Here is a 20930-nt window from a genome sequence, read left to right as displayed (position 1 = left end):
GCCCTTGTGCAGGAGCTGAGTTGAACTTTTTCCTGCATCAGGACAAAGGGGGTTCTGGGCAGCCTGGACCGTCCCGACGGCGCATGGGCCACCGGGCTGCGCGGACCTGCCCCCTACCCGCCTCGCCTCGCCTGGGCTCCGCCCCGGACCCCGGTACCCACCCGCCGGACGTGCTTGAAGAGTGCGAGTGAGGAGCGGGGATCCGGGGGCGGAGCCCCCGCGAGGAACCGTCAGTCGCCGCCCCCGAATGCCGCGTCGAACGACGCAGCCGGCGGGTCGAAGTCGTACCGCTTCAGCGTGGCAAGCGCTTCCGGTGCGCCCGCCAGCCGGTCCATCCCGGCGTCCTCCCACTCCACCGAGATCGGGCCTTCGTAGTCGATCGAGCGGAGCATCCGGAACACGTCCTCCCAGGGCACGTCACCGTGCCCGGCGGAGACGAAGTCCCAGCCGCGCCGCGGATCGCCCCAGGGAAGATGCGAGCCCAGACGGCCGTTGCGCCCGTCGAGACGCTTGCGGGCCTCCTTGCAGTCCACGTGGTAGATCCGGTCCCGGAAGTCGTAGAGGAAGCCGACCGGATCGAGGTCCTGCCAGACGAAATGGCTCGGGTCGAAGTTCAGCCCGAACGCGGCCCGGTGGCCGACGGCCTCCAGGGCCCGGTGCGTGGTCCAGTAGTCGTACGCGATCTCGCTGGGGTGCACCTCGTGGGCGAACCGCACGCCCTCCGCGTCGAACACGTCGAGGATCGGGTTCCAGCGCTCGGCGAAGTCCTCGTAACCGCGCTCGATCATCCGCGGCGGCACCGGCGGGAACATCGCCACCAGGTGCCAGATCGACGAGCCGGTGAAGCCGATGACGGTACGGACCCCGAAGGCGGCGGCCGCGCGGGCGGTGTTCTTGATCTCCTCGGCGGCCCGCTGCCGTACCTCTTCGGGCTTGCCGTCGCCCCAGATCCGGGCGGGCAGGATTCCCTGGTGCCGTTCGTCGATCGGGTTGTCGCAGACCGCCTGCCCGACGAGGTGGTTGGAGATCGCCCAGCACTTCAGCCCGTACTTGTCGAGCAGCTGCCGCCGCCCGTCGAGATAGCCGGGGTCGGCGAGGGCCTTGTCGACCTCGAAGTGATCGCCCCAGCAGGCGAGTTCGAGCCCGTCGTAACCGAAGTCCCGGGCGAGCCGGCAGACCTCCTCCAGCGGCAGGTCGGCCCACTGACCGGTGAAGAGCGTGAAGGGACGGGGCATGCGCGAAACCTCCTAGGACGGTACGGGGGTGTGTACGGAGCTCTTCTGGGCGCTTTCCTCCACCGCCGCGAGAACCCGCTGCACCTGAAGTCCGTCCGCGAACGACGGCACGGGGTCCGTCCCTTCGGCGATCGTCAGGACCAGGTCGCGGGCCTGGTGGATGAAGGTGTGCTCGTAGCCGAGTGCGTGGCCCGGCGGCCACCACGCCTCCAGGTACGGGTGCTCGGGCTCGGTGACGAGGATGCGGCGGAACCCGGCGGCGGTGGCCGGTTCGGTGTGGTCGTGGAAGGACAGTTCGTTGAGGCGTTCCAGATCGAAGGCGAGCGAGCCGCGCTCGCCGTTGATCTCCAGTCGCAGCGCGTTCTTGCGGCCCGCCGCCATCCGGGTCGCCTCGAACGAGGCCAGCGCTCCGGAGGCGAGCCTGCCGGTGAACAGGGCCGCGTCGTCGACGGTGACCGCCCCGCGCGCCCCGCCGTCCGCGGTGCCCGAGAGACCCGCCGACGCTCCGGCGAGCAGCGGCCGTTCCCGTACGAAGGTCTCGGCGACCGCCGACACTCCCACCAGGAGCTCCCCCGCCAGATACTGGGCGAGGTCGACGATGTGCGCCCCGAGGTCGCCGAGCGCACCGGATCCCGCGTGCTCGCGCTTGAGGCGCCAGGTGAGCGGCGAGTCGGGGTCGACCAGCCAGTCCTGGAGGTAGGTGGCCCGTACGTGCCGCAGGGCGCCGAGCCTGCCGTCGGCGATCAGCGTCCGTGCGTACGCGATCGCGGGCACCTTGCGGTAGTTGAAGCCGACCATGGCCACCTGTCCGCGGGCCCTGGCCCGTGCCGCGGCCTCCGTCATGGCTTCCGCCTCGGCGACCGTGTTGGCGAGCGGCTTCTCGCACAGCACGTGCTTGCCGGCCTCCAGGGCGGCGATGGCGATCTCCGCGTGGCTGTCGCCGGGCGTGCAGATGTCGACGAGCTGGACGTCGTCCCGGGCGATCAGGGCGCGCCAGTCGGTCTCCGCCGCCGCCCAGCCGTGCCGTTCGGCGGCGGCGGAGACCGCCGTACGTTCGCGTCCGCAGATCGCGGCGAGAGCCGGCTGCATCGGCAGGTCGAAGACGTGTCCAGCGGTGCGCCACCCCTGTGAGTGGGCGGCGCCCATGAACGCGTATCCGACCATGCCGACCCCGAGCGTCGCCTTCGGCACGGTCGTCGGCGGCGCTGCGGCCTCCTGCTCCGTCTCTTCCCTACGGGCCATACGGGCTTCCTCCTCGTCGGTCGTTCGGTGGGCGCACGGCAGGAGGGTCAGCACCCTCCTGGACGGCGGATCAGCTGAAGCCCGTCGGCAGGTACTGGTCGATGTTGTCCTTGGTGACGACGGCCGAATAGAGGGTGAGGCTGGTCGGGATCTCCAGTTCGGAGAGCCCGCCGATGCCCTTGCCCTGCCCCAGGGCGCGCGCCAGGTCGATGGCGGACGCGGCCATCGTCGGCGGGTAGAGAACCGTGGCCTTCAGGACGCTGTTGTCGGCCTTGATGGCGTCCATCGCGGACTTCGCGCCCGCGCCCCCGACCATCAGGAACTCGTCCCGGCCGGCCTGCTGGATGGCGCGCAGCGCGCCGACCCCCTGGTCGTCGTCGTGGTTCCACAGGGCGTCGAACTTCTTCTGCGCCTGCAGGAGTTGAGCCATCTTCGCCTGGCCCGACTCGACGGTGAAATCGGCGGCCTGCCGGGCCACCAGCTTGATGTTGGAGTAATTCTTGAGGGCGTCGGCGAAGCCCTGGCTGCGCTGCTTGGTGAGCTCCAGGTTGTCGATGCCCGCGAGCTCGACCACCTTGGCGTTCGGCTTGTCCTTGAGCTGTTCGCCGATGTAGGTGCCGGCATTGAGTCCCATGCCGTAGTTGTCGCCGCCGACCCAGCAGCGGTAGGCCTGCGGTGAGGCGAAGATGCGGTCCAGGTTGATGACGGGGATGCCCGCCTTCATCGCCTCCAGACCGACCTGGGTGAGCGCCTTGCCGTCGGCGGGGAGAATGACGAGGACGTCGACCTTCTTGTTGATGAGGGTCTTGACCTGGCCGATCTGGATGGCGGTGTCGTTGGAGCCCTCGGTGATCTGCAGGGTCACCTCGGAGTACTTTTCCGCCCGCGACTTGGCGTTCTCGTTGATGGCGTTGAGCCATCCATGGTCGGCCTGGGGTCCGGCGAAGCCGATGGTGACGGGCTTCCCGGGCTTGTCGTCGGCGGCCGGCTGGTTGCTCTGCGCGGTCTGCGACTTCTTCGGCTCATTGCTGGTGCAAGCGGTGAGGAGAGCGCCCGCGGAGACGGCCGCGGTGCCGAAGAGCAGTCCTCTGCGGCTGGTTTCTGGCATGGCTGTGGAACCCTTCATCCGGTGCGTGGGTGGCATGCGGAACTGCGGGTGAGACGGGGTGGGGTGGAGTGGGGAGAACCCGGGGACTCAGGTCTCCCCGTGGGCCGAGGTTCGGCGCTGGACCAGGACGGCGGCAACGATGATCGCGCCCTTGGCGATCTCCTGGACATCGCTCTGCAGGTTGTTGAGCGCGAAGATATTGGTGATGGTGGTGAAGACGAGGACACCGAGGACGGAGCCGACGATCGTGCCGCGTCCGCCGCTGAGCAGGGTGCCGCCGATGATCGCGGCGGCGATGGCGTCGAGCTCGTACAGGTTGCCGTTGGTGTTCTGTCCCGAGCCGGACAGGATGATCAGCATGAAGGCGGCGATGCCGCAGCAGAGACCGGAGAGCAGATACAGGTAGAGCCGCTGCCTCGTCACGTCGATACCGGCGAGGCGGGCCGCTTCCGCGTTGCCGCCGACCGCGACCGTGCGGCGTCCGAACGTCGTCCGGTTCAGCACCAGCCAGCCGATGACGGTGACCGCGGCGAAGACCATGACCAGCGGCGGGATGCCGAGGACGTACGAGTCGGGCAGACCCAGGTCGAGGACCGACTGGACGGTGACGATCTGTGTCTTGCCGTCGGTGATCTGCAGGGCGAGGCCGCGGGCCGAGGCGAGCATGGCCAGCGTCGCGATGAACGGCACCATCCTCCCGTACGCGATCAGCAGCCCGTTGACGAGTCCGGCACCGAGGCCCACGAGCACGGCGGTGAAGAGGATCCCCGCGAAGCCGTACTCCTGGGTGGCGAGCGTGGTCGCCCAGACCGAGGCGAGTGCCACCATCGCGCCGACCGACAGATCGATGCCGCCGCTGGTGATGACGAACGTCATGCCGACGGTGACGACGCCGATGACGGACGACTGGGTCAGGATCAGCTGCAGGTTCCCGGTGTCCAGGAAGGCGTCGGGCTCGGTGAACCCGCCGACGGCGATCAGTACGGCGAGGACGCCGAGCAGCGACAGGTTGCGGACGTCCGCGCGCACCCCGAGGGCGCGCAGTCCGCCGCCCTTCGAGGGCGGCAACGCGGCGGGGGCGGGCGGGGCCGCCTTGTCCGGCCCACCGTGCTGCGCCGAGGAGACGGGCTGAGTCATGACGTCGGGCTTCCTTCCATCACGAGGTCGAGTACGCGGTGCTCGTCGAGCTCCCGGGCGTCCGCCGTATGCACGACGCGGCCCTCGCGGAGCACAAGCACCCGGTCGGCGAGGCCCAGCACTTCGGGCACTTCGCTGGAGACCAGCAGAACGGCGAGGCCTTCGTCGGCCAGCCGGCGGATCACGGCGTAGAGCTCGGCGCGGGCGCCGACGTCGACACCGCGGGTCGGTTCGTCGAGCAGCAGCACCCGGCAGCCGCGCAGCAGCCAGCGGGCCAGGACGGCCTTCTGCTGGTTGCCGCCGGACAGGGTGCGGACGGGAGTGTCCGGGTTGTCCGGGCGCAGCGAGAGTTCGCGGGTGGCGGCGCGGGCCGCCCGGCGTTCGGCTCCGCGGTCGAGCCAACCGGCCCGGGAAAAACGGGACATGGAGGAGACGGAGACATTACGGGTGACGGATTCGAGCATCAGCAGGGCCTGCGCCTTGCGTTCCTCGGGGGCGAGTCCGATGCCCGCGGCGACGGCGGCGCGGACGCTGCCTGGGCGCAGCGGCCGCCCGCCGACGAGGACCCGGCCCGCGCTCGGCCTGCGGGCTCCGTAGATCGTCTCCAGGATCTCGGAGCGCCCGGATCCGACGAGTCCGGCGAGCCCGACGATCTCGCCGGGCCGCAGTTCCAGGTCGACGGGGGCGAACTCGCCTGCCCTCGCAAGCCCTTCGACGGTGAGCACGGGGTCCTGCCGGACCTCCTCCGCGGGAGCCTCGGGGCGCTGCGGAAAAACGTACTCGACATTGCGGCCGGTCATCATCGCAACGATGTCGCGCGTAGGGGTGGACTCGGCGGGCAGCCCGACGGCGACGGCCCGCCCGTCCTTGAGTACGGTCACCCGGTCGCCGATCCGGCGGATCTCCTCCAGGCGGTGGGAGATGTAGACGACGGCGACCCCCTCGGCGGTGAGCCCGGCGACGATACGGAAGAGGTTGGCGACCTCGTCGGGGTCGAGGGCGGCGGACGGCTCGTCCATGACGATGAGCCGTACGTCGTGCGAGAGCGCCCGCGCCATGGAGACGATCTGCTGCTGGGCGGCGGAGAGCGCGCCGACGGGGCGGGCGGGATCGATCTCGGGGTGGCCGAGGCGCTTCAGCAGTGCGGCGGCGGCCGTGCGTCCTTCGCGGGTGCGAACGACGAAGCGGGCGGTGGTGGGTTCGTGGCCGAGGAAGATGTTCTCGGCGACCGAGAGGCCCTCGACCAGGTCGAGTTCCTGGTAGATGGTGGCGATGCCGAGACGCATGGCGGCGATCGGCGACTTGAGCGAGACGGGTGCGCCGCGCCAGGTGATCTCGCCGCCGTCGGGCTGGTGGGCCCCGGCGAGCACCTTGATGAGGGTGGACTTGCCGGCGCCGTTCTGCCCGAGCAGACAGTGGACTTCGCCGGCCTGGACCTCCAGGTCCACGCCGTCGAGGGCGCGCACACCGGGGAACGACTTGGTGATGCCGGACATGGTGAGAAGGGGTGGTTCTGGAGCCATGACAATTCCCCTCGGCGAATGGGGTCTCCCCTGCTCGAGCGAAGCCGAGAGCTTGGGGAAGGGCCGGTGAGCGGGCAGGGAGCAGTGCTGTCCCGGGGGTCACCCCCCGGCCCCCCTGCCGGAAGAGGCGGGAGGCGGTTCGATGGTGCCTACCGGTCGAGGATCAGGCCGGTGAGAACAGGTGGTCGCTGATGAGCCGGGCGGCGCCGATCACTCCGGCGGCCGGCCCCAACTCACCCAGCACGATGGGGAGATTGCCGGTGGCCAGCGGCAGGGACTGCCGGTAGACCTGGGTCCGGACGCTGGCGAGGAGCGTGTGGCCGAGACCGGTCACGCCGCCGCCGATCACCACCAGTCCGGGGTTGAAGAAGCTGACGAGTCCGGCGATGACCTGGCCGACCCGGTTGCCGCCCTCGCGGATCAGGTCGAGCGAGGTGGCGTCACCGGCGGCCGCGGCGGCGGCCACATCGGCGGCGGTGAGCTTCCCGGCCGCCTCCAGCCGGGCGGCGAGCTCCTGCGACTGTCGCGCGCGCGCCGCGTCCTCGGCGTCGCGGGCCAGCGCGGCGCCGCTGAAGTGGGCTTCCAGGCAGCCCCGGTTGCCGCAGGCGCAGGCGCGGCCGTCGGGTTCGACCTGGATGTGGCCGATGTCGCCGGCGCTGCCCGTCGTACCGCGGTAGACGTTGCCGCCGACGACGATGCCGCAGCCGATACCGGTACCGATCTTGACGCAGAGGAAGTCGCCCACGGAGCGCGCGACGCCCGCGTGCTGTTCCCCCATCGCCATCAGATTCACGTCGTTGTCGACCATGACCGGGCAGCCCAGTTCCTGGCTGAGTGCCTCGCGGACCGGGAAGCCGTCCCAGCCGGGCATGATCGGGGGTGCGACCGGTACGCCTTCGGGGAAGCGGACCGGTCCGGGTACGCCGATGCCCGCGCCGTCGAAGCCTTCGGCGAGTCCGGAGGCCCGGAGCTTGGCCGCCATGGACAGCACCTTTTCGAAGATCGCGACAGGTCCTTCGCGTACGTCCATGGGGTGGTTGAGGTGGCCCAGAACCTCCAACTCCGCGTTGGTGACCGCCACATCGATCGATGTGGCACCGATGTCGACGCCGAGGAAGCGCAGTGCGGGAGCAAGCCGGATGTTGTGCGAGCGACGCCCGCCGCGGGAGGCGGCGAGTCCGTCGGCCACGACAAGTCCGGTCTCCAGCAGCCGGTCCACCTCGACGGCGAGCTTGGAGCGGGAGAGATCGATCTGATCCCCCAGCTGTGCCCGGGAGTTGGGCCCGCCGTCGCGCAACAGCCGGAGCAGTCGCGCCTGATGCGCATTCGCGGGTCGTGCCGTCATACGTCTCACGCGCCCCTCCCCGCCACATCGGCCTGTCCGTCGGGCTTTCGAGTGGAACGTAGCAGCGGTTGCCGGGACTGGGAAGAAGTTGCGCAGGAATCCGCTACAACTTTCTCCACATCGAGGACAAAGACGTGCGGTCGGCTGGGCGGCCGGCGGTCGGCGCGGAGGTATTTCGAGGCCCGCGCCGTGGCAGGGCGGGCAATCAGGAGTGCCGGTACGGGCCGTCCAGGGCCGCCCATTGCAGCAGCATGATGGTCTTGGCGTCGGCGATGGCGCCGCTGCGGACCATCGCGAGCGCCTCCGCGAAGGGGAGTTCCACCGTCGTGATGTCCTCACCCTCGGCCGCGATCCCGTACCCGTCGGCGGCGGAGACCTGCGGACGGTAAGGGGCAGCGAAGAAGTGCAGGCGTTCGGTGACCGAGCCGGGGCTCATGTACACCTCGAAGACGCGCTCGGGGGTGCCGATGGTGTGTCCGGTCTCCTCGGCGGCTTCCCGGTGGATGGCTTCCTCGGGGCTGTCGCCGTCGAGGAGCCCGGCAGCGGTCTCGATCAGCATGCCGTCGGGGTGCCCGTTGACGTAGGCGGGCAGACGGAACTGGCGAGTCAGCAGAACAGTGCGGCGATCGGTGTTGTAGAGCAGGATCGTGGCGCCGTCGCCCCGGTCGTAGGTCTCCCGCTGCTCCCGGCTCCAATGGCCGTCCCTGTGCCGGTAGTCGAAGGTCGTCCGGCGCAGGACGTACCAGTCGCAGGACAGCACTTCCACGTCTTCGATACGCACCCGCGGGTTGCCGGTCAGGTCGCGGCCGTGCCGGTCCAGGCCGGTACGGCCGCGACGGTCGGGGGTGTCCAGGCCGGCCGTCACCGGGCGGACGGGACGTCGTCGATACGGGTGTAGATGTCCAGCCCCTGGTCCCGGGCCCTCGCGACCATCCGGTCCGCGCCGTCCGAGGGGCCGCCGATGCGCAGCACCGCGTCGCAGCGCGCCAGCAGCAGTTCGGCGACGGGGTGGAAGATCTCCTGGAATGCCGCGTCGCCCGGGCCGGTGCTTCCCGCGGTCTCCAGCAGGGGAAGGGCCAGAGCCTCGCCGGTGACCGGCAGGTGGCCGGAGCGAAAGAGCACCAGTGCGGCCTGATTCATCGCCCGCACATGGGCGTCGAGCTTGACCGGATCGTCCCCGGTGCCCGACCGATACGGGCCGGCGACCAGGATCATCAGCGGTCGTGGGACAGCGGTCATGATGCGCTCCTCGAAGCAAACGGTGGTCAGGCCAAGGCCGTGCTGACGCCCGCATCACGCAGGGCCGTCAGGGTCAGCGGGCCATTGGGGTGCGTGGCGGCATCCTGGGCCGCGGCGTCGGTGACGAAGGCGTCCACCGCCCCCAGCGCGGCGACCTGGCTGAACGCGCGCACCCCGAGCTTGGTCGCGTCCGCCACGGCGATCGTGCGCGCCGCCTGCGCAAGGGCGGCCTGTTTGACGGCCGCGTCGTCCAGCGAGAACTCCGACCACCCGTACTCGGCGTGCACACCGCCGATGGACAGCACAAAGCAGTCGAAGGCCAGGGCCTCAAGTGTGCGCAGGGCAAGCGGGCCGACCAGCGACTGCTCCCCGGAACGGGACCGGCCGCCGACGACCAGCAGTTCGATGCCGGGCCGGTCCGCCAGGCAAACCGCCGCATGCAGACTGAGCACCGCGACCGTCAACGGGGCGCGTTCGACCAGATGCTTCGCGACGTGCACGGTGGTGGTGCCCGCGTCCAGCAGCACGCGAGATCCCGGCTCGACCATCGCGGCCACGGCCGCACCGAGACGGTCCTTCGTCGCGGCCTGCCACGGCTCACGGGCCGCGAAGCCCGCTCCCTCCTCACGCGAACGTGTGGCGACGGCGCCGCCGTGCACCCGGCGCACCAGCCCCTGTCGCTCCAGCGCGTCCAGGTCCCTGCGAACGGTCATTTCGGAGACCCCCAGGCGATGGGAGAGCTCCGACACGGAAACCCGGTCGGAGCTCTGCACCAGTCGCAGGGTCAGGTCCAGACGATTGGCGACACCCATGACTCATTTCTACCACAGTCGTGTTTGTTTGCACATCGCGATGTGAGATGTCGGGCTGCTCGACGATCGGGTAAAGCGTTCGGGGCAGCAGAAAGGCCGGGGCGAGCCGCCCCGGCCTCTGCGTGTCGACCGTCCACTAACCCTGTTCGCGCCGGTGGTACGTCTTGCGTGTGTGCTCCGTGTGCGCCCGCATGAGCACCACATTGCCCGCCGGCTCCATGACCTCTACCGAGCACTCATGGGGGTCAGGGGCACCGGATCACCTGACCCGCGTACGAGAGGTTCCCGCCGAACCCGAACAGCAGTGCCGGAGCGCCGCTGTCGACCTCGCCGCGCTCCACCAGTTTCGACAGGGCCATGGGGATCGAAGCGGCGGACGTATTGCCGGAATCCACGACATCCCGGGCGATGACCGCGTTGACCGCACCGATCTTCCTGGCGACCGGTTCGATGATCCGCAGATTGGCCTGATGCAGTACCACTGCGGCGAGTTCCTCGGGGGCGACTCCTGCCTTTTCGCACACTTTGCGCGCGATGGGCGGCAGTTGAGTGGTGGCCCAGCGGTAGACGGACTGTCCCTCCTGGGCGAAGCGCGGCGGCGTCCCCTCGATCCGGACCGCGCGGCCCATCTCCGGCACCGAACCCCAGAGCACGGGGCCGATGCCGGGCGCGGCGTCCGAGCCGCCCTGCGGGTCCGCGACCACGACCGCGGCGCCCGCACCGTCGCCGAGCAGGACGCAGGTGGAGCGGTCGGTCCAGTCGGCGATGTCTGCCATTTTGTCGGCGCCGATCACCAGCGCACGGGTCGCGGCGCCGGCCCGGATCGCGTGGTCGGCGGTGGCGAGGGCATGGGTGAAGCCGGAGCAGACCACGTTGATGTCCATGACGGCGGGCGAACCCATACCGAGGCGGGCGGCCACGCGCGCGGACATGCTGGGCGACCGGTCGATCGCGGTGGAGGTCGCGACGAGGACCAGGTCGATGTCGGCGGGGTCCAGACCGGCCGCGGCGAGCGCCTTGGCAGCCGCGTGCGCGGCCATCTCGTCCACCGGCTCGTCGGGGCCTCCCACATGGCGGGTCTTGATCCCGACGCGACTGGTGATCCACTCGTCGCTGGTGTCGACCATGGCCGCCAGGTCGTCATTGGTGAGTACCTTGGCGGGCTGATAGTGGCCGAGCGCCACGACACGTGAGCCGGTCATGTACAGGTTCCCCTCGCTACGTATGGCAGGAACTATCCAGTCTTGGTGGCTACCGCCCGGTACAGGGGCACGTGATCCCACAGGATTAGCGGCCGAGGCTTGGAGGCTTGACAACACCGTTCAGCGTCGAACGCATACTGTAGTCAAAATTCTGACTTGACATCATCTCCTGTCCTCGCTCGGTCCCTCACCGAACGGAGAGCCCCGCACCGCCCTGATCGCCACTCTCTGCGCCTACTGCGGCGCCGGCTGCAACGTCACACTCCATGTGCAGGACAATGAGATCGTCAAGGTCACCTCTCCGCACGACAACCCGGTGACCCACGGCAACCTCTGCATCAAGGGCCGCTTCGGCTTCCAAACACGTACAGAATCGGGTTCAACCGCCATGGGACGGGTCACCGAGCGCCGCCGCACCATCCGCATCCGGGACGGGGCGGTCTCCACACGCCCCGACACCCTCGTCGCCGAGGAGCCCCTGGAGATCCGGCTGAACGGCAGGCCGCTTGCCATCACGATGCGCACGCCGGGCGACGACTTCGCGCTGGCGGCGGGCTTCCTGGTCAGCGAGGGCGTGATCGGTGACGGCTCCGAGGTGCAGTCGATCGTGTACTGCGCGGGGGCGACGGCGGACGGCGTGAACACGTACAACGTGGTGGATGTGAAGCTCGCGCCCGGCGTGCAGGTCCCCGACATCACGCTCGAACGCAACGTCTACACGACCTCGTCCTGCGGGCTGTGCGGCAAGGCGAGCCTCGACGCGGTCCGCACCACCACCCGGCATCCGATCGCCGACACTCCCCCGGTCCGGGTCGAGCCCGCGCTGCTCTCGGCCCTCCCCGACCGGCTGCGCGAGTCGCAGCGGGTCTTCGACCGGACCGGGGGTCTGCACGCGGCGGCGCTGTTCTCCGAGACGGGGGAACTCCTCGACATCCGTGAGGACGTCGGCCGGCACAACGCGGTCGACAAGCTCGTCGGCCGGGCTCTGACCGACGACCGGCTGCCGCTGTCCCGGGCGATTCTGCTGGTCTCGGGGCGTGCCTCGTTCGAGCTGGCGCAGAAGGCGGTGATGGCCGGGATCCCGATGCTCGCCGCGGTCTCGGCGCCGTCGTCACTCGCCGTGGATCTGGCGGCGGAGACCGGACTGACCCTGGTCGGATTCCTCCGGGGTCCGTCCATGAACGTGTACGCGGGCGAGCACCGCATCGCCCTGGAGGCGACGGTCGGCCAGGGCTGAGATGCCCGGCCCATGACACGGGTCAGGGGTCCGGCCGGCGGGGAGCACCCCCTGCGCCGGCCGGTCCCGCCCCCGTGGCGTGCGCCATCGGCGCCTTCGGGTTCGGGCCTGCGCGTCAGCCCACCGGGACGGGCGCCTCCGCCACCGCACCGCCCGCCGGAGTCCCCGGGCACTCCCGGAGTTCGTCCTGCGGATCCCGCGAGCGCCGCTTCGCGATCACCGCGCACACCATCAGCTGCATCTGGTGGAAGAGCATCAGGGGCAGCACGGCAAGGCTCGCGTGCGCCCCGAAGAGCACGCTGGCCATCGGCAGCCCGGACGCCAGACTCTTCTTCGAGCCGGCGAACTGGATGGCGATCCGGTCCCCCCGGTCGAAGCCGAACCGCTTCGCCCCGTACCAGGTCAGCGCGAGCATCAGCGCGAGCAGCACCGCTTCGGCGGCCAGCAGCGCACCGAGCCTCGCCGGGGTGACCTGGTGCCAGATGCCGGCGACCATGCCCTCGCTGAACGCCGCATGGACGACCAGCAGGATCGAGCCCCGGTCGACGTAGCCGAGGACCTTCTTGTGACGGGTGAGGAAGCCGCCGATCCAGCGGCGCAGCAGCTGCCCGGCGATGAACGGGAGCAGCAGCTGGACCCCGATCCTCAGCAGCGCGTCGGCCGAGAATCCGCCGCCGCTGTTGCCGAGCAGCGCTGCGGCGAGCAGCGGGGTGAGGAAGATCCCGGCGATCGAGGAGAAGGAGCCCGCACAGATCGCCGCGGGTACGTTGCCGCGGGCGACCGAGGTGAAGGCGATCGACGACTGGATGGTCGACGGGACGAGGCAGAGGAAGAGGAAGCCGCTGTAGAGCTGCGGGGTCAGGATGTACGGAACCAGCCCCCTGCCCGCCAGTCCCAGCAGCGGGAACGCGACGAACGTGCAGATCAGGACGGTGAGGTGGAGCCGCCAGTGCCTGAGACCGTCGAGCGCCTCGGCGGTCGAGAGGCGGGCGCCGTACAGGAAGAAGAGGAGGGCGACCGCTCCGGTCGACGCACCGTCCGCGACCTCCGCGGCGCTCCCCGACGCGGGCAGCAGCGCCGCGAGCACGACCGTGCCGATCAGCGCCAGGATGTACGGGTCGATCGGCAGCCAGGACGGCGGCTTGAAGGTGCGGCGGCTCATGTGCTCCACGTGTCTCTCGTTCAGGTCGCGCCCTCTCCATCCTGCTCTTGATCAGCGCAATCGGGAATCCGGCATACCGCTCTCACTGTCATCATGATTCACGATAGCCTGGGCGTTATGTACGACCCTGCACAGCTCCGTACCTTTCTTGCCGTCGCCCAGACACTGAGCTTCACCCAGGCCGCCCGCCGGCTGGGCGTGCGGCAGTCCACGGTGAGTCAGCATGTGCGGCGGCTGGAGGACGCGACGGGGAGGCAGCTGTTCACCCGGGACACGCACCGCGTCGATCTCACCGTGGACGGAGAGGCGATGCTCGGCTTCGCCCGGACGATCCTGCAGACCCACGAGCGGGCCGCCTCGTTCTTCACCGGGACGCGGCTGCGCGGGCGGCTGCGGTTCGGGGCCTCCGAGGACTTCGTGCAGACCCGGCTGCCGGAAATCCTGGAGTCGTTCCGACGCGACCATCCGGAGGTCGAGCTGGAGCTGACGGTGGAGCTGTCCGGGACGCTGCACCGGCAGCTGGAGGCCGGACGGCTCGATCTCGTCCTCGCCAAGCGGCGGACCGGTGACACGCACGGCGAACTGGTCTGGCAGGACGCGCTGACCTGGATCGGCGCACCGCAGGTGCGGATCGACCCGGACCGCCCGGTGCCGCTGATCCTCTTCCCGCCGCCGGGCCTCACCCGGGCCCGCGCCCTGGAGGTGCTGGAGGAGCACGGCCGGTCCTGGCGGGTCGCCTGTACGAGTACGAGCCTCAGTGGACTCGTCGCGGCGGCCCATGCCGGTCTCGGCGTGATGGCGCACACCCGCGGGCTCATCCCGCCGGGGCTGACTCCCGTACCGGCCAGGGCGGGGCTGCCGGAACTCGGCGACGTGGATTTCGTCCTGCTGCACGGCCGCCGCCGGGACGCGGCACAGGAGGCGGCGGACGCGCTCGCGGCGGCGATCCTGGCGGGCGGGGACCGGCTGATCCGTGGCATCGGCGGGGTCACCGCGATCAGCGGGCGCGACGGCGCATGACCGCCCGCGCGCGCGGGGAGAAATGGACAGCACGCACAGGCCGCGCCCGACCCGGACGGGCGCGGGCGGGCCCGGCAGGTGCGGACCAACGCCCCGTACCCGTCCGGAAGGGAGTGGCCGAGGCGTACAGATTCGGTGGAGGTTCCGGCGCGAGCTGCTTACTCCGCCGTCAGAAGCATGCCCGAGCCTTGCCCATCTGGCCGGATATCCGTGGCTGACCTGTGCAGACGGCACGCTTTCCGGTCGTTCCGGGCCCTCCCACCGCGCCACCCGGTGGGGTAGCGTCACGGCGCTGTGCGGAGCGCCACAAGGAGCAGGTCATTGCGCGAGTTCACTGTCCCCCCCATGGCGGTCGCGCCCCAGGTAGGCGGGCTGGCCGATGCCGTCTTCGACTATGCGGAGGAGGATCCGCACCGCGTCGCACTGGGCCGGAAGGAAGCGGACGGACGCTGGCGTGATGTCACCGCGGCGACGTTCCGCGACGAGGTGCTCGCGCTCGCCAAGGGGCTGATCGCCCACGGTGTCCGGTTCGGCGACCGGGTCGCCCTGATGGCGCGTACCCGTTACGAGTGGACGCTCTTCGACTTCGCGCTGTGGACGGTCGGCGCCCAGTCCGTGCCGGTCTATCCGACGTCCTCCGCCGAGCAGGTCTTCTGGATGCTGCACGACGGCGAGGTGTCCGCGATCATGGTCGAGCACGAGGACCATGCGATGACGATCGCCTCGGTGATCGACCGGCTTCCCCAGCTGAAGCGGCTCTGGCAGCTGGACTCGGACGCGGTGACCGAGCTGGTCGAGGCGGGCGGGCGTGTCGAGGACGAGGTGGTGCACCGGCACCGGCGGGCGGTGACGCCCGATTCGGTGGCGACCGTCATCTACACGTCCGGCACCACGGGCCGCCCCAAGGGCTGCGTGATCACGCATGCCAACTTCATGTTCGAGACGGACACGATGGCGTCGCGCTGGAAGTCGGTCTTCCACTCCAAGCCGGGCGACGAGGCCGCCACGCTCCTCTTCCTGCCGCTGGCGCACGTCTTCGGCCGGATGGTCGAGATCGCGGCGGTCCGCGGCCGGGTGAAGCTGGGCCATCAGCCGGAGCTGTCCGCGAAGGCCCTCATGCCGGACCTGGTGTCGTTCCGGCCGACATTCATCCTGGCGGTTCCGTACATCTTCGAGAAGGTCTTCAACGGCGCCCGGCGCAAGGCCGAGGCGGAGGGCAGGACCGGGCCGTTCGACAAGGCCGTGGACGTAGCGGTGAAGTACGCGGAGGCGATGGAGCACCGGGCGTTCGGGACCGGCCCCGGCCCTTCCGCGGGGCTGCGGATGCAGCACCAGTTCTTCGACAAGGTCGTGTACAAGAAGGTCCGCGACGCGATGGGTGGCCGGGTCCGGCACGCCATGTCCGGCGGTTCGGGGATGGAGCGGCAGCTCGGTCTGTTCTTCGAGGGCGCGGGCGTCACGGTGTACGAGGGGTACGGGCTGACCGAGTCGACGGCGGCGGCCACCGCCAATCCGCCGGAGCGCACCCGGTACGGCACGGTCGGGCAGCCGATCCCAGGCACCGCCGTGCACATCGCCGACGACGGCGAGGTGTGGGTGCACGGCGCCCATGTCTTCGGCGGCTATCTGGGCAACCCGAAGGCCACCGCCGCGGTGCTGCACGACGGCTGGCTGGCCACCGGCGACCTGGGTGCGCTCGACGAGGACGGCTATCTGACGATCACCGGGCGGAAGAAGGAGATCCTGGTGACGTCGGGCGGCAAGAGTGTGTCGCCGGCCGGTCTGGAGGAGCGGGTGCGCGCGCATCCGCTGGTGGCGCAGTGCATCGCGGTCGGCAACGACCGGCCGTACATCGCGGCGCTGGTGACCGTGGACCAGGAGTCCGTGGACCACTGGCTCACCATGCAGGGGCGTCCGCCGATGAACGCGGCGGACCTGGTGCGGGACCCGGATCTGGAGATGGAGGTCAGGCGGGCGGTGGTGGCCGCCAACACGGCGGTGTCGCAGGCCGAGTCGATCCGAACCTTCCGGATCCTTGCGCATCCGTTCACCGAGGCGCACGGTCTGCTGACCCCGTCGCTGAAGCTGAAGCGGAAGGCGATCGAGACGGCGTACGCGGTCGAGGTGGACGCGCTGTACCGATGAGAAGGGGCCGTGCCGCCCCGCCGGAGGTGAACTCGCACCGGCAGGACGGCACATGGGCAGAGCCCGCTACGTGATCGAGATGCGGAACAGCTTGTCCGCACCGTCCGGTTCGTCTCCGTTGTTGTCGCAGTTGGTGGTGGAGAGCCAGAGCCGGCCCCGGCCCGGCACCTTGGTGACCGTGCACAGCCGGCCGTACGTTCCGATGTGGTACGCGGTCGGTGTGCCGAGATTCTCGGTGCCACCGGTGATCGGGGCCCGCCGGAGCCGCTCGCCCTGTCGAAGGAACACGCTCTACGCGGACTCGCCGGTGAAGCACGCGGCGGAAGTATGCGCCCGGAGTGAGCCCGGTGATGCGCCGGATGACCTCACCGATGAGGAAGCCGAAGACGTGGCCGTGGTACTCGTACGCCGTGTCCGGCTCCCATAGCGGCTCTTGCTCTTCGATGGCCCGGGTCACCGGTGTCCAGGCGGCGATCTCCTCGAAGCTGAGTACCCGGTCGAGGGCGGGAAGTCCCGCCCGATGTCCGAGGACCATGCGGCAGGTGACGGACTCCTTGCCGTGCTGCGCGAACCCGGGCCAGTACCGGCTCACCGGGGCGTCGAGGTCGAGATGTCCCTCCTGCGCGAGGAGGGGGGCGCACAGGCTCACGATGCCTTTGGCGACGGAGAAGACCGGTAGGACGGTGTCCTGGTCCCACGGTCGGCCGGTCCGTTGGTCCGCGACCCCGCCCCACAGATCCGCGACCTTGTGTCCGTCGGCAAACACCGTGACGGCTGCGCCGAGTTCGGGGAATCGTCGAAATTTTGCGAGAACGCGTCGGCGACGGCTCCGAAGCGCTCGTCAACCCATCCGCTGTACTGCCCCACCGTGTCTCGTCCTCCGCGTGATCATGGCTCCGCATGGGGCCGCCAAGGACAGTGCCCGTGCGCCCCGCGGTCGTCGACCGGTCACCGTACGGCGGTGTGCGGTCCCGGCACGAACGATGTGACCGCCCCGGTCTCGCCGAGGTGGGGCAGGGAGGAATGGGGGTACGGCAGGGAATGCACGGCGCCTCCTGATCGTTGACCATGCGAATACCAACCGACGACGTAAAGGATCGACCGCTCGTGAGCCAGGTCCCCTCCCTCACTCTCAACAACGGCGTCGAGATGCCGCAGCTCGGTTTCGGTGTCTGGCAGGTGCCGGACGACGAGGCCGCGAAGGCGGTCGCGACGGCCATCGAGTCCGGGTACCGGAGCATCGACACCGCCGCGATCTACGGGAACGAGGTGGGCACCGGCAAGGCCGTCGCCGCCTCCGGCGTCCCCCGCGAGGAGCTCTTCGTCACCACCAAGCTGTGGAACGGCGACCAGGGCTACGAGTCGGCCATGCGTGCCTTCGACGCCTCGCTGGACAAGCTGGGCCTCGACTACGTCGACCTGTACCTGATCCACTGGCCGGTGCCCGCCAAGGACGCGTACATCGACACGTACAAGGCGTTCGAGAAGATCTACGCCGACGGCCGCGCGAAGGCCATCGGCGTCTCCAACTTCCTGCCGGAGCACCTGGAGCGCCTGCTCGGCGAGACCTCCGTGGTCCCGGTGATCAACCAGATCGAGCTGCACCCGCAGCTCCAGCAGGCCGAGTCGCGCGCCTTCCACGCGCGGCACGGCATCGCCACCGAGGCCTGGTCCCCGCTGGGACAGGGCAAGGGCCTCCTGGAGGTCCCGACGGTCATCGCGATCGCCCAGAAGCACGGCCGCACACCCGCGCAGGCGGTGCTCCGCTGGCACCTGCAGACGGGCAACGTGGTGATCCCGAAGTCCGTGACGCCGTCGCGGATCGCGGAGAACATCGATGTGTTCGGCTTCGAGTTGGACGCCGACGACCTGGCCGCGTTCGCCGCGCTGGACGAGGGCAAGCGCCTCGGTCCGAACCCGGGCGAGTTCAACCTGGGCGCCTGAGCCCAGCCGCTGAAGACCGAATCACGCACCGACCGCCGTCCGGCTCCCCGCCGGGCGGCGGTCTGCTGCGGGTGAACCCGGAGGAGACACCGTCATGAGCACGGACGCCGCACCCGTCGTCGCACCGGGTCTGTACCGGCTGCGCAATGTGGGCAGCAAACTGCTGCTGGAGGTGTACGGCTCCGCCAGGGGCAGCGGCGCCAAGGTGCAGCAGGGCCCGGAGAAGCTGGAGGGGGCGAGCGGCCAGTACTGGCAGCTCTCCCCCGTGCACGACGGCGCCGCGCTGTACCACCTGACCAATGCGCACAGCGGCAAGCGGCTGGACGTCGCCAATGCCTCCACGGAGAACGGCGCCAACATCCAGCAGTGGAAGGCCAACAACTACGGCGCCCAGGAGTGGCTGATCGAACAGCACCTGGATGCGCCGGGCACCGTGACGCTGGTCAGTTTCATCAGCGGACTCGTCCTGGAAGTGGCCGACGGCTCCACGGCGGACGGCGCCGATGTGCAGCAATGGGAGGACACCGACTCGCCCGGCCAGTGGTGGCAGTTGGAGCCGGTGCCGAGCATCCCTTAGGCGCGTCGGGCCAGGTGGACCGTGCGCGCCGTCAGCAGGAAGACGTCGGGGCGGTGGTGCAGTCCGGCCGGGTCCTCGGGGTCGAGCAGCCGGTCGAGTGTGGCGACGTCGTCGTCGGCGAGTTCCTCGGCGAACATCTCGCGGCGGCGGGCGAATTCGGCGATGACATGGTCGCGCGCCTGGCCGGAGAGGGGTGCGGGCAGGTCGAGCAGGAAACTGCGGGTGCCCTGCGGGGCCAGCCCCACCGCGGTGAACAGAGCACTCCAGTCCTCGATCTCCTGCTTGACGTCCGGGAGCGCCGCTCGCATCTCCTCGAACCACTCGGCGGTGATCGCGTCGAGTCTGGCCTCCAGACCGGGCCGGCCGATACCGATGTCGCGCGGAAGCTGACGGGGCGGCAGCCCGCCCTCGACGAGGGCGACGGTCCCGCCGGGGCGCAGCAGTCCGGCGAAGCCGGCGAGGACGGCGCGCTGGTCTCCCATGTGATGCAGGGCGTTGCCCGCCCAGACCAGGTCCGCCTCTCCCAACTTGGCCAGCTCGTCGGGAATTTCGGCGTGCAGGGTACGGACGCGATCACCGAGTCCGAGGCGTTCGGCGCGGGCCCGGGTGCGCTCCAGGAGAGCCGGGGTGCCGTCCACGGCGACGACTTCTGCCTCGGGGAACTCCTCGGCGAGCAGGCAGGAGATCACGCCGGGTCCGCTGCCGATGTCGAGGACCCTGCGTACCTGCGGGGCGGTGGGCAGCCCGGCGATCCAGTGGGCCGCCGCCGCGTACTGGGGGCTGCTGAGCTCGCCGTTCCACTCCAGCAGCGGACCCATGACGTCCCAGTCGAAGTCGGTGGTGTCGTGGCGGTGACGGTTCCCGGTACGGTCGTGCCGGCCGTGGGTGCTGTCGTGATGAGGGCCGTGATCGGCGTGCTTCGTCATGCGGACAAGCCTCTCCGGACGTCAGGCATGTGGCGAACTTTGTTGCCGGTTCGGCAAGCCGCGGCCGCTCCCGTATTCCTGGGGGCTGACGCCGCGGCCGCGCTTGAAGGCGGCGCTGAAGACGAAGGACAAGGCCCTGTGGCCCCCTCCCACCTGCGACGCAGCCCCGAGACTCCCCGATTCCGCCGGCTTCAGCCCCTGCGCCGGAACGCCAGCAGCCTGTACTCCGGCTCACGGCGCGGCCGGTCCGGTTCGGGCAGCGCGAGCAGTGCCGCCGCCAGCTCGTCGGCCGCCGCCCCCGGCAGCTCCAGACGCGAGACGAAGTAGCCCGCACGCACACCACGCGCCGCGCTCTGCGGTGTCCACCCCTGCCCATGTCCGACGAACCGGTTCTCCCCGGCCACATCGAGCCCGGCCTCCGCCCCGTACGCGACGACCAGTTCCTCGGGGTCGGACGGGCTCGGACGCAGGTACGGGGCGAACAGCTCGTCGATGTCGCTGCCCACGTCGTGCGCGGCGTCCTTGTCGACCGTGGTCACGAACACTCCGCCGGGCCGCAGCACCCGTGCCGCCTCGGACACCACCGTCCGCACGTCACCCGCACCCCGCAGCAGATGCAGCAGCCAGACGGTGCCCACGGCGTCGACCGCGGCGGCGGGCAGTGGCAGCCTTCGTGCGTCGGCCAGCGCCACCGCGCCGATCCGCTGCCGGGCGACCCGCGCCATGCCGTACGAGGCATCGGTGCCCAGTACCCGCAGAGCGGGCCGGGCCAGCGCCATCCGCTCGGTGACCAGCCCCGTACCGCAGCCGATGTCCAGCAGTGTGCGGGCGGACTCCGGGACCAGTCCGAGCAGTGCGCGTGCCGCCGCCTCGGCCCGGGGTACGCCGCCGCGCGTCGCGTCGTATGCAGCTGCCTCAGCGTTGTAATCCAGCATGAGGGCGACTGTAGGACAACCGCCCGGCATCGCTGAACAGAAAAGGGGCTCCCCTGTCGCTTCCGTGGGTGTGTTCATGTGGCTTGACGGCCTGGTAGGTGGGGCCGGTGGCCGCCGAGGTTCAGCATGGCGAGGGCGATG

General features: G+C 70.2%; 18 protein-coding genes and 1 pseudogene. 5 read left to right on the top strand and 14 right to left on the bottom strand.

Features of this window, described 5'->3' with window-relative positions:
* Nucleotides 1-230 precede the first annotated feature (230 nt).
* From AB0I23_RS10890 to AB0I23_RS10845, 10 genes are all read right to left on the bottom strand, one after another.
* Complete coding sequence (locus AB0I23_RS10890) at nucleotides 231-1235, bottom strand: sugar phosphate isomerase/epimerase family protein (protein ID WP_359108878.1); 1005 nt, start codon at nucleotides 1233-1235, stop codon at nucleotides 231-233.
* Nucleotides 1236-1247: 12 nt separating this feature from the next.
* Nucleotides 1248-2477, bottom strand: coding sequence for a Gfo/Idh/MocA family protein (locus AB0I23_RS10885; RefSeq protein WP_359108876.1), 1230 nt, complete (start codon nucleotides 2475-2477; stop codon nucleotides 1248-1250).
* Nucleotides 2478-2547: 70 nt separating this feature from the next.
* Entirely contained in the window at nucleotides 2548-3585 is a 1038-nt protein-coding gene (locus tag AB0I23_RS10880) for a substrate-binding domain-containing protein (RefSeq protein WP_359108874.1), read from the bottom strand.
* A gap of 87 nt (nucleotides 3586-3672) precedes the next feature.
* A complete protein-coding gene (locus AB0I23_RS10875) occupies nucleotides 3673-4722 on the bottom strand; it encodes an ABC transporter permease (protein WP_359108872.1) in 1050 nt (349 codons plus the stop codon).
* Entirely contained in the window at nucleotides 4719-6245 is a 1527-nt protein-coding gene (locus tag AB0I23_RS10870; protein ID WP_359108870.1) for a sugar ABC transporter ATP-binding protein, read from the bottom strand. The genes AB0I23_RS10875 and AB0I23_RS10870 overlap by 4 nt, the downstream gene beginning before the upstream one ends.
* Before the next feature lie 163 nt (nucleotides 6246-6408).
* Nucleotides 6409-7590 (bottom strand): ROK family transcriptional regulator, encoded by a 1182-nt coding sequence (locus AB0I23_RS10865; RefSeq protein WP_359108868.1) that lies wholly within the window; start codon nucleotides 7588-7590, stop codon nucleotides 6409-6411.
* 205 nt (nucleotides 7591-7795) lie between these two features.
* The gene (locus tag AB0I23_RS10860; protein WP_359108866.1) at nucleotides 7796-8455 is read right to left on the bottom strand and encodes an NUDIX domain-containing protein; all 660 of its coding nucleotides are present in this window, start codon (nucleotides 8453-8455) and stop codon (nucleotides 7796-7798) included.
* Nucleotides 8452-8829 (bottom strand): DUF4406 domain-containing protein, encoded by a 378-nt coding sequence (locus AB0I23_RS10855; protein WP_266979435.1) that lies wholly within the window; start codon nucleotides 8827-8829, stop codon nucleotides 8452-8454. Before AB0I23_RS10855 ends, AB0I23_RS10860 begins: the two co-directional genes overlap by 4 nt.
* A gap of 26 nt (nucleotides 8830-8855) precedes the next feature.
* Entirely contained in the window at nucleotides 8856-9641 is a 786-nt protein-coding gene (locus AB0I23_RS10850) for a DeoR/GlpR family DNA-binding transcription regulator (protein ID WP_359108864.1), read from the bottom strand.
* Between the two features lie 245 nt (nucleotides 9642-9886).
* On the bottom strand, nucleotides 9887-10843 hold the full coding sequence (locus AB0I23_RS10845) for a beta-ketoacyl-ACP synthase III (RefSeq protein WP_359108861.1): 957 nt from the start codon (nucleotides 10841-10843) through the stop codon (nucleotides 9887-9889).
* Between the two features lie 169 nt (nucleotides 10844-11012).
* On the opposite strand from AB0I23_RS10845, the gene fdhD reads away from it, so the two are divergent.
* The gene (gene fdhD, locus AB0I23_RS10840; RefSeq protein WP_359109093.1) at nucleotides 11013-12080 is read left to right on the top strand and encodes a formate dehydrogenase accessory sulfurtransferase FdhD; all 1068 of its coding nucleotides are present in this window, start codon (nucleotides 11013-11015) and stop codon (nucleotides 12078-12080) included.
* A gap of 115 nt (nucleotides 12081-12195) precedes the next feature.
* Here the strand turns inward: fdhD and AB0I23_RS10835 are convergent, their stop codons facing one another.
* The gene (locus AB0I23_RS10835; RefSeq protein ID WP_359108859.1) at nucleotides 12196-13242 is read right to left on the bottom strand and encodes a bile acid:sodium symporter family protein; all 1047 of its coding nucleotides are present in this window, start codon (nucleotides 13240-13242) and stop codon (nucleotides 12196-12198) included.
* 117 nt (nucleotides 13243-13359) lie between these two features.
* Between AB0I23_RS10835 and AB0I23_RS10830 the strand changes: the two genes are divergently transcribed.
* Nucleotides 13360-14262 (top strand): LysR substrate-binding domain-containing protein, encoded by a 903-nt coding sequence (locus AB0I23_RS10830; RefSeq protein ID WP_359108857.1) that lies wholly within the window; start codon nucleotides 13360-13362, stop codon nucleotides 14260-14262.
* A 345-nt stretch (nucleotides 14263-14607) separates the two neighbouring features.
* Nucleotides 14608-16407, top strand: coding sequence for an AMP-dependent synthetase/ligase (locus tag AB0I23_RS10825; protein WP_359108856.1), 1800 nt, complete (start codon nucleotides 14608-14610; stop codon nucleotides 16405-16407).
* Here AB0I23_RS10825 and AB0I23_RS10820 read toward each other — a convergent pair.
* Nucleotides 16310-17274: pseudogene (locus AB0I23_RS10820) on the bottom strand (serine hydrolase domain-containing protein). The gene AB0I23_RS10825 and the pseudogene AB0I23_RS10820 sit on opposite strands and share 98 nt — an antisense overlap.
* Nucleotides 17275-17514: 240 nt before the next feature.
* On the opposite strand from AB0I23_RS10820, the gene AB0I23_RS10815 reads away from it, so the two are divergent.
* Nucleotides 17515-18351, top strand: a complete 837-nt coding sequence (locus AB0I23_RS10815; protein WP_359108854.1) for an aldo/keto reductase — start codon at nucleotides 17515-17517, stop codon at nucleotides 18349-18351.
* Nucleotides 18352-18445: 94 nt separating this feature from the next.
* Nucleotides 18446-18928: an RICIN domain-containing protein gene (locus AB0I23_RS10810; protein WP_359108852.1), complete on the top strand. Its 483-nt coding sequence runs from the start codon at nucleotides 18446-18448 to the stop codon at nucleotides 18926-18928.
* Here AB0I23_RS10810 and AB0I23_RS10805 read toward each other — a convergent pair.
* Together AB0I23_RS10805 and AB0I23_RS10800 are read right to left on the bottom strand one after the other, a co-directional pair.
* A complete protein-coding gene (locus AB0I23_RS10805) occupies nucleotides 18925-19854 on the bottom strand; it encodes a class I SAM-dependent methyltransferase (protein ID WP_359108850.1) in 930 nt (309 codons plus the stop codon). The genes AB0I23_RS10810 and AB0I23_RS10805 overlap by 4 nt on opposite strands.
* Before the next feature lie 191 nt (nucleotides 19855-20045).
* Nucleotides 20046-20789 carry a class I SAM-dependent methyltransferase gene (locus AB0I23_RS10800; RefSeq protein ID WP_359108848.1) on the bottom strand — a complete coding sequence of 248 codons (744 nt, stop codon included), beginning with the start codon at nucleotides 20787-20789 and terminating at the stop codon, nucleotides 20046-20048.
* Nucleotides 20790-20930: the final 141 nt, after the last annotated feature.

Source organism: Streptomyces atratus, from assembly GCF_040655115.1.
Taxonomy (GTDB): Bacteria; Actinomycetota; Actinomycetes; order Streptomycetales; family Streptomycetaceae; genus Streptomyces; species Streptomyces atratus_D.
The sequence above is the reverse complement of the archived record's forward strand: the minus strand, read 5'-3'. Positions and strand labels throughout refer to the sequence as shown.

What these genes read in the sequence shown, in the direction of transcription:
- AB0I23_RS10800 (WP_359108848.1), bottom strand. Translation starts at nt 20,789, where the DNA reads ATGCTGGATTACAACGCTGAGGCAGCTGCATACGACGCGACGCGCGGC.
- AB0I23_RS10890 (WP_359108878.1), bottom strand. Translation starts at nt 1,235, where the DNA reads ATGCCCCGTCCCTTCACGCTCTTCACCGGTCAGTGGGCCGACCTGCCG.
- AB0I23_RS10850 (WP_359108864.1), bottom strand. Translation starts at nt 9,641, where the DNA reads ATGGGTGTCGCCAATCGTCTGGACCTGACCCTGCGACTGGTGCAGAGC.
- AB0I23_RS10845 (WP_359108861.1), bottom strand. Translation starts at nt 10,843, where the DNA reads ATGACCGGCTCACGTGTCGTGGCGCTCGGCCACTATCAGCCCGCCAAG.
- AB0I23_RS10805 (WP_359108850.1), bottom strand. Translation starts at nt 19,854, where the DNA reads ATGACGAAGCACGCCGATCACGGCCCTCATCACGACAGCACCCACGGC.
- AB0I23_RS10810 (WP_359108852.1), top strand. Translation starts at nt 18,446, where the DNA reads ATGAGCACGGACGCCGCACCCGTCGTCGCACCGGGTCTGTACCGGCTG.
- AB0I23_RS10885 (WP_359108876.1), bottom strand. Translation starts at nt 2,477, where the DNA reads ATGGCCCGTAGGGAAGAGACGGAGCAGGAGGCCGCAGCGCCGCCGACG.
- AB0I23_RS10880 (WP_359108874.1), bottom strand. Translation starts at nt 3,585, where the DNA reads ATGCCAGAAACCAGCCGCAGAGGACTGCTCTTCGGCACCGCGGCCGTC.
- AB0I23_RS10855 (WP_266979435.1), bottom strand. Translation starts at nt 8,829, where the DNA reads ATGACCGCTGTCCCACGACCGCTGATGATCCTGGTCGCCGGCCCGTAT.
- AB0I23_RS10875 (WP_359108872.1), bottom strand. Translation starts at nt 4,722, where the DNA reads ATGACTCAGCCCGTCTCCTCGGCGCAGCACGGTGGGCCGGACAAGGCG.
- AB0I23_RS10830 (WP_359108857.1), top strand. Translation starts at nt 13,360, where the DNA reads ATGTACGACCCTGCACAGCTCCGTACCTTTCTTGCCGTCGCCCAGACA.
- AB0I23_RS10870 (WP_359108870.1), bottom strand. Translation starts at nt 6,245, where the DNA reads ATGGCTCCAGAACCACCCCTTCTCACCATGTCCGGCATCACCAAGTCG.
- AB0I23_RS10865 (WP_359108868.1), bottom strand. Translation starts at nt 7,590, where the DNA reads ATGACGGCACGACCCGCGAATGCGCATCAGGCGCGACTGCTCCGGCTG.
- AB0I23_RS10835 (WP_359108859.1), bottom strand. Translation starts at nt 13,242, where the DNA reads ATGAGCCGCCGCACCTTCAAGCCGCCGTCCTGGCTGCCGATCGACCCG.
- AB0I23_RS10825 (WP_359108856.1), top strand. Translation starts at nt 14,608, where the DNA reads ATGGCGGTCGCGCCCCAGGTAGGCGGGCTGGCCGATGCCGTCTTCGAC.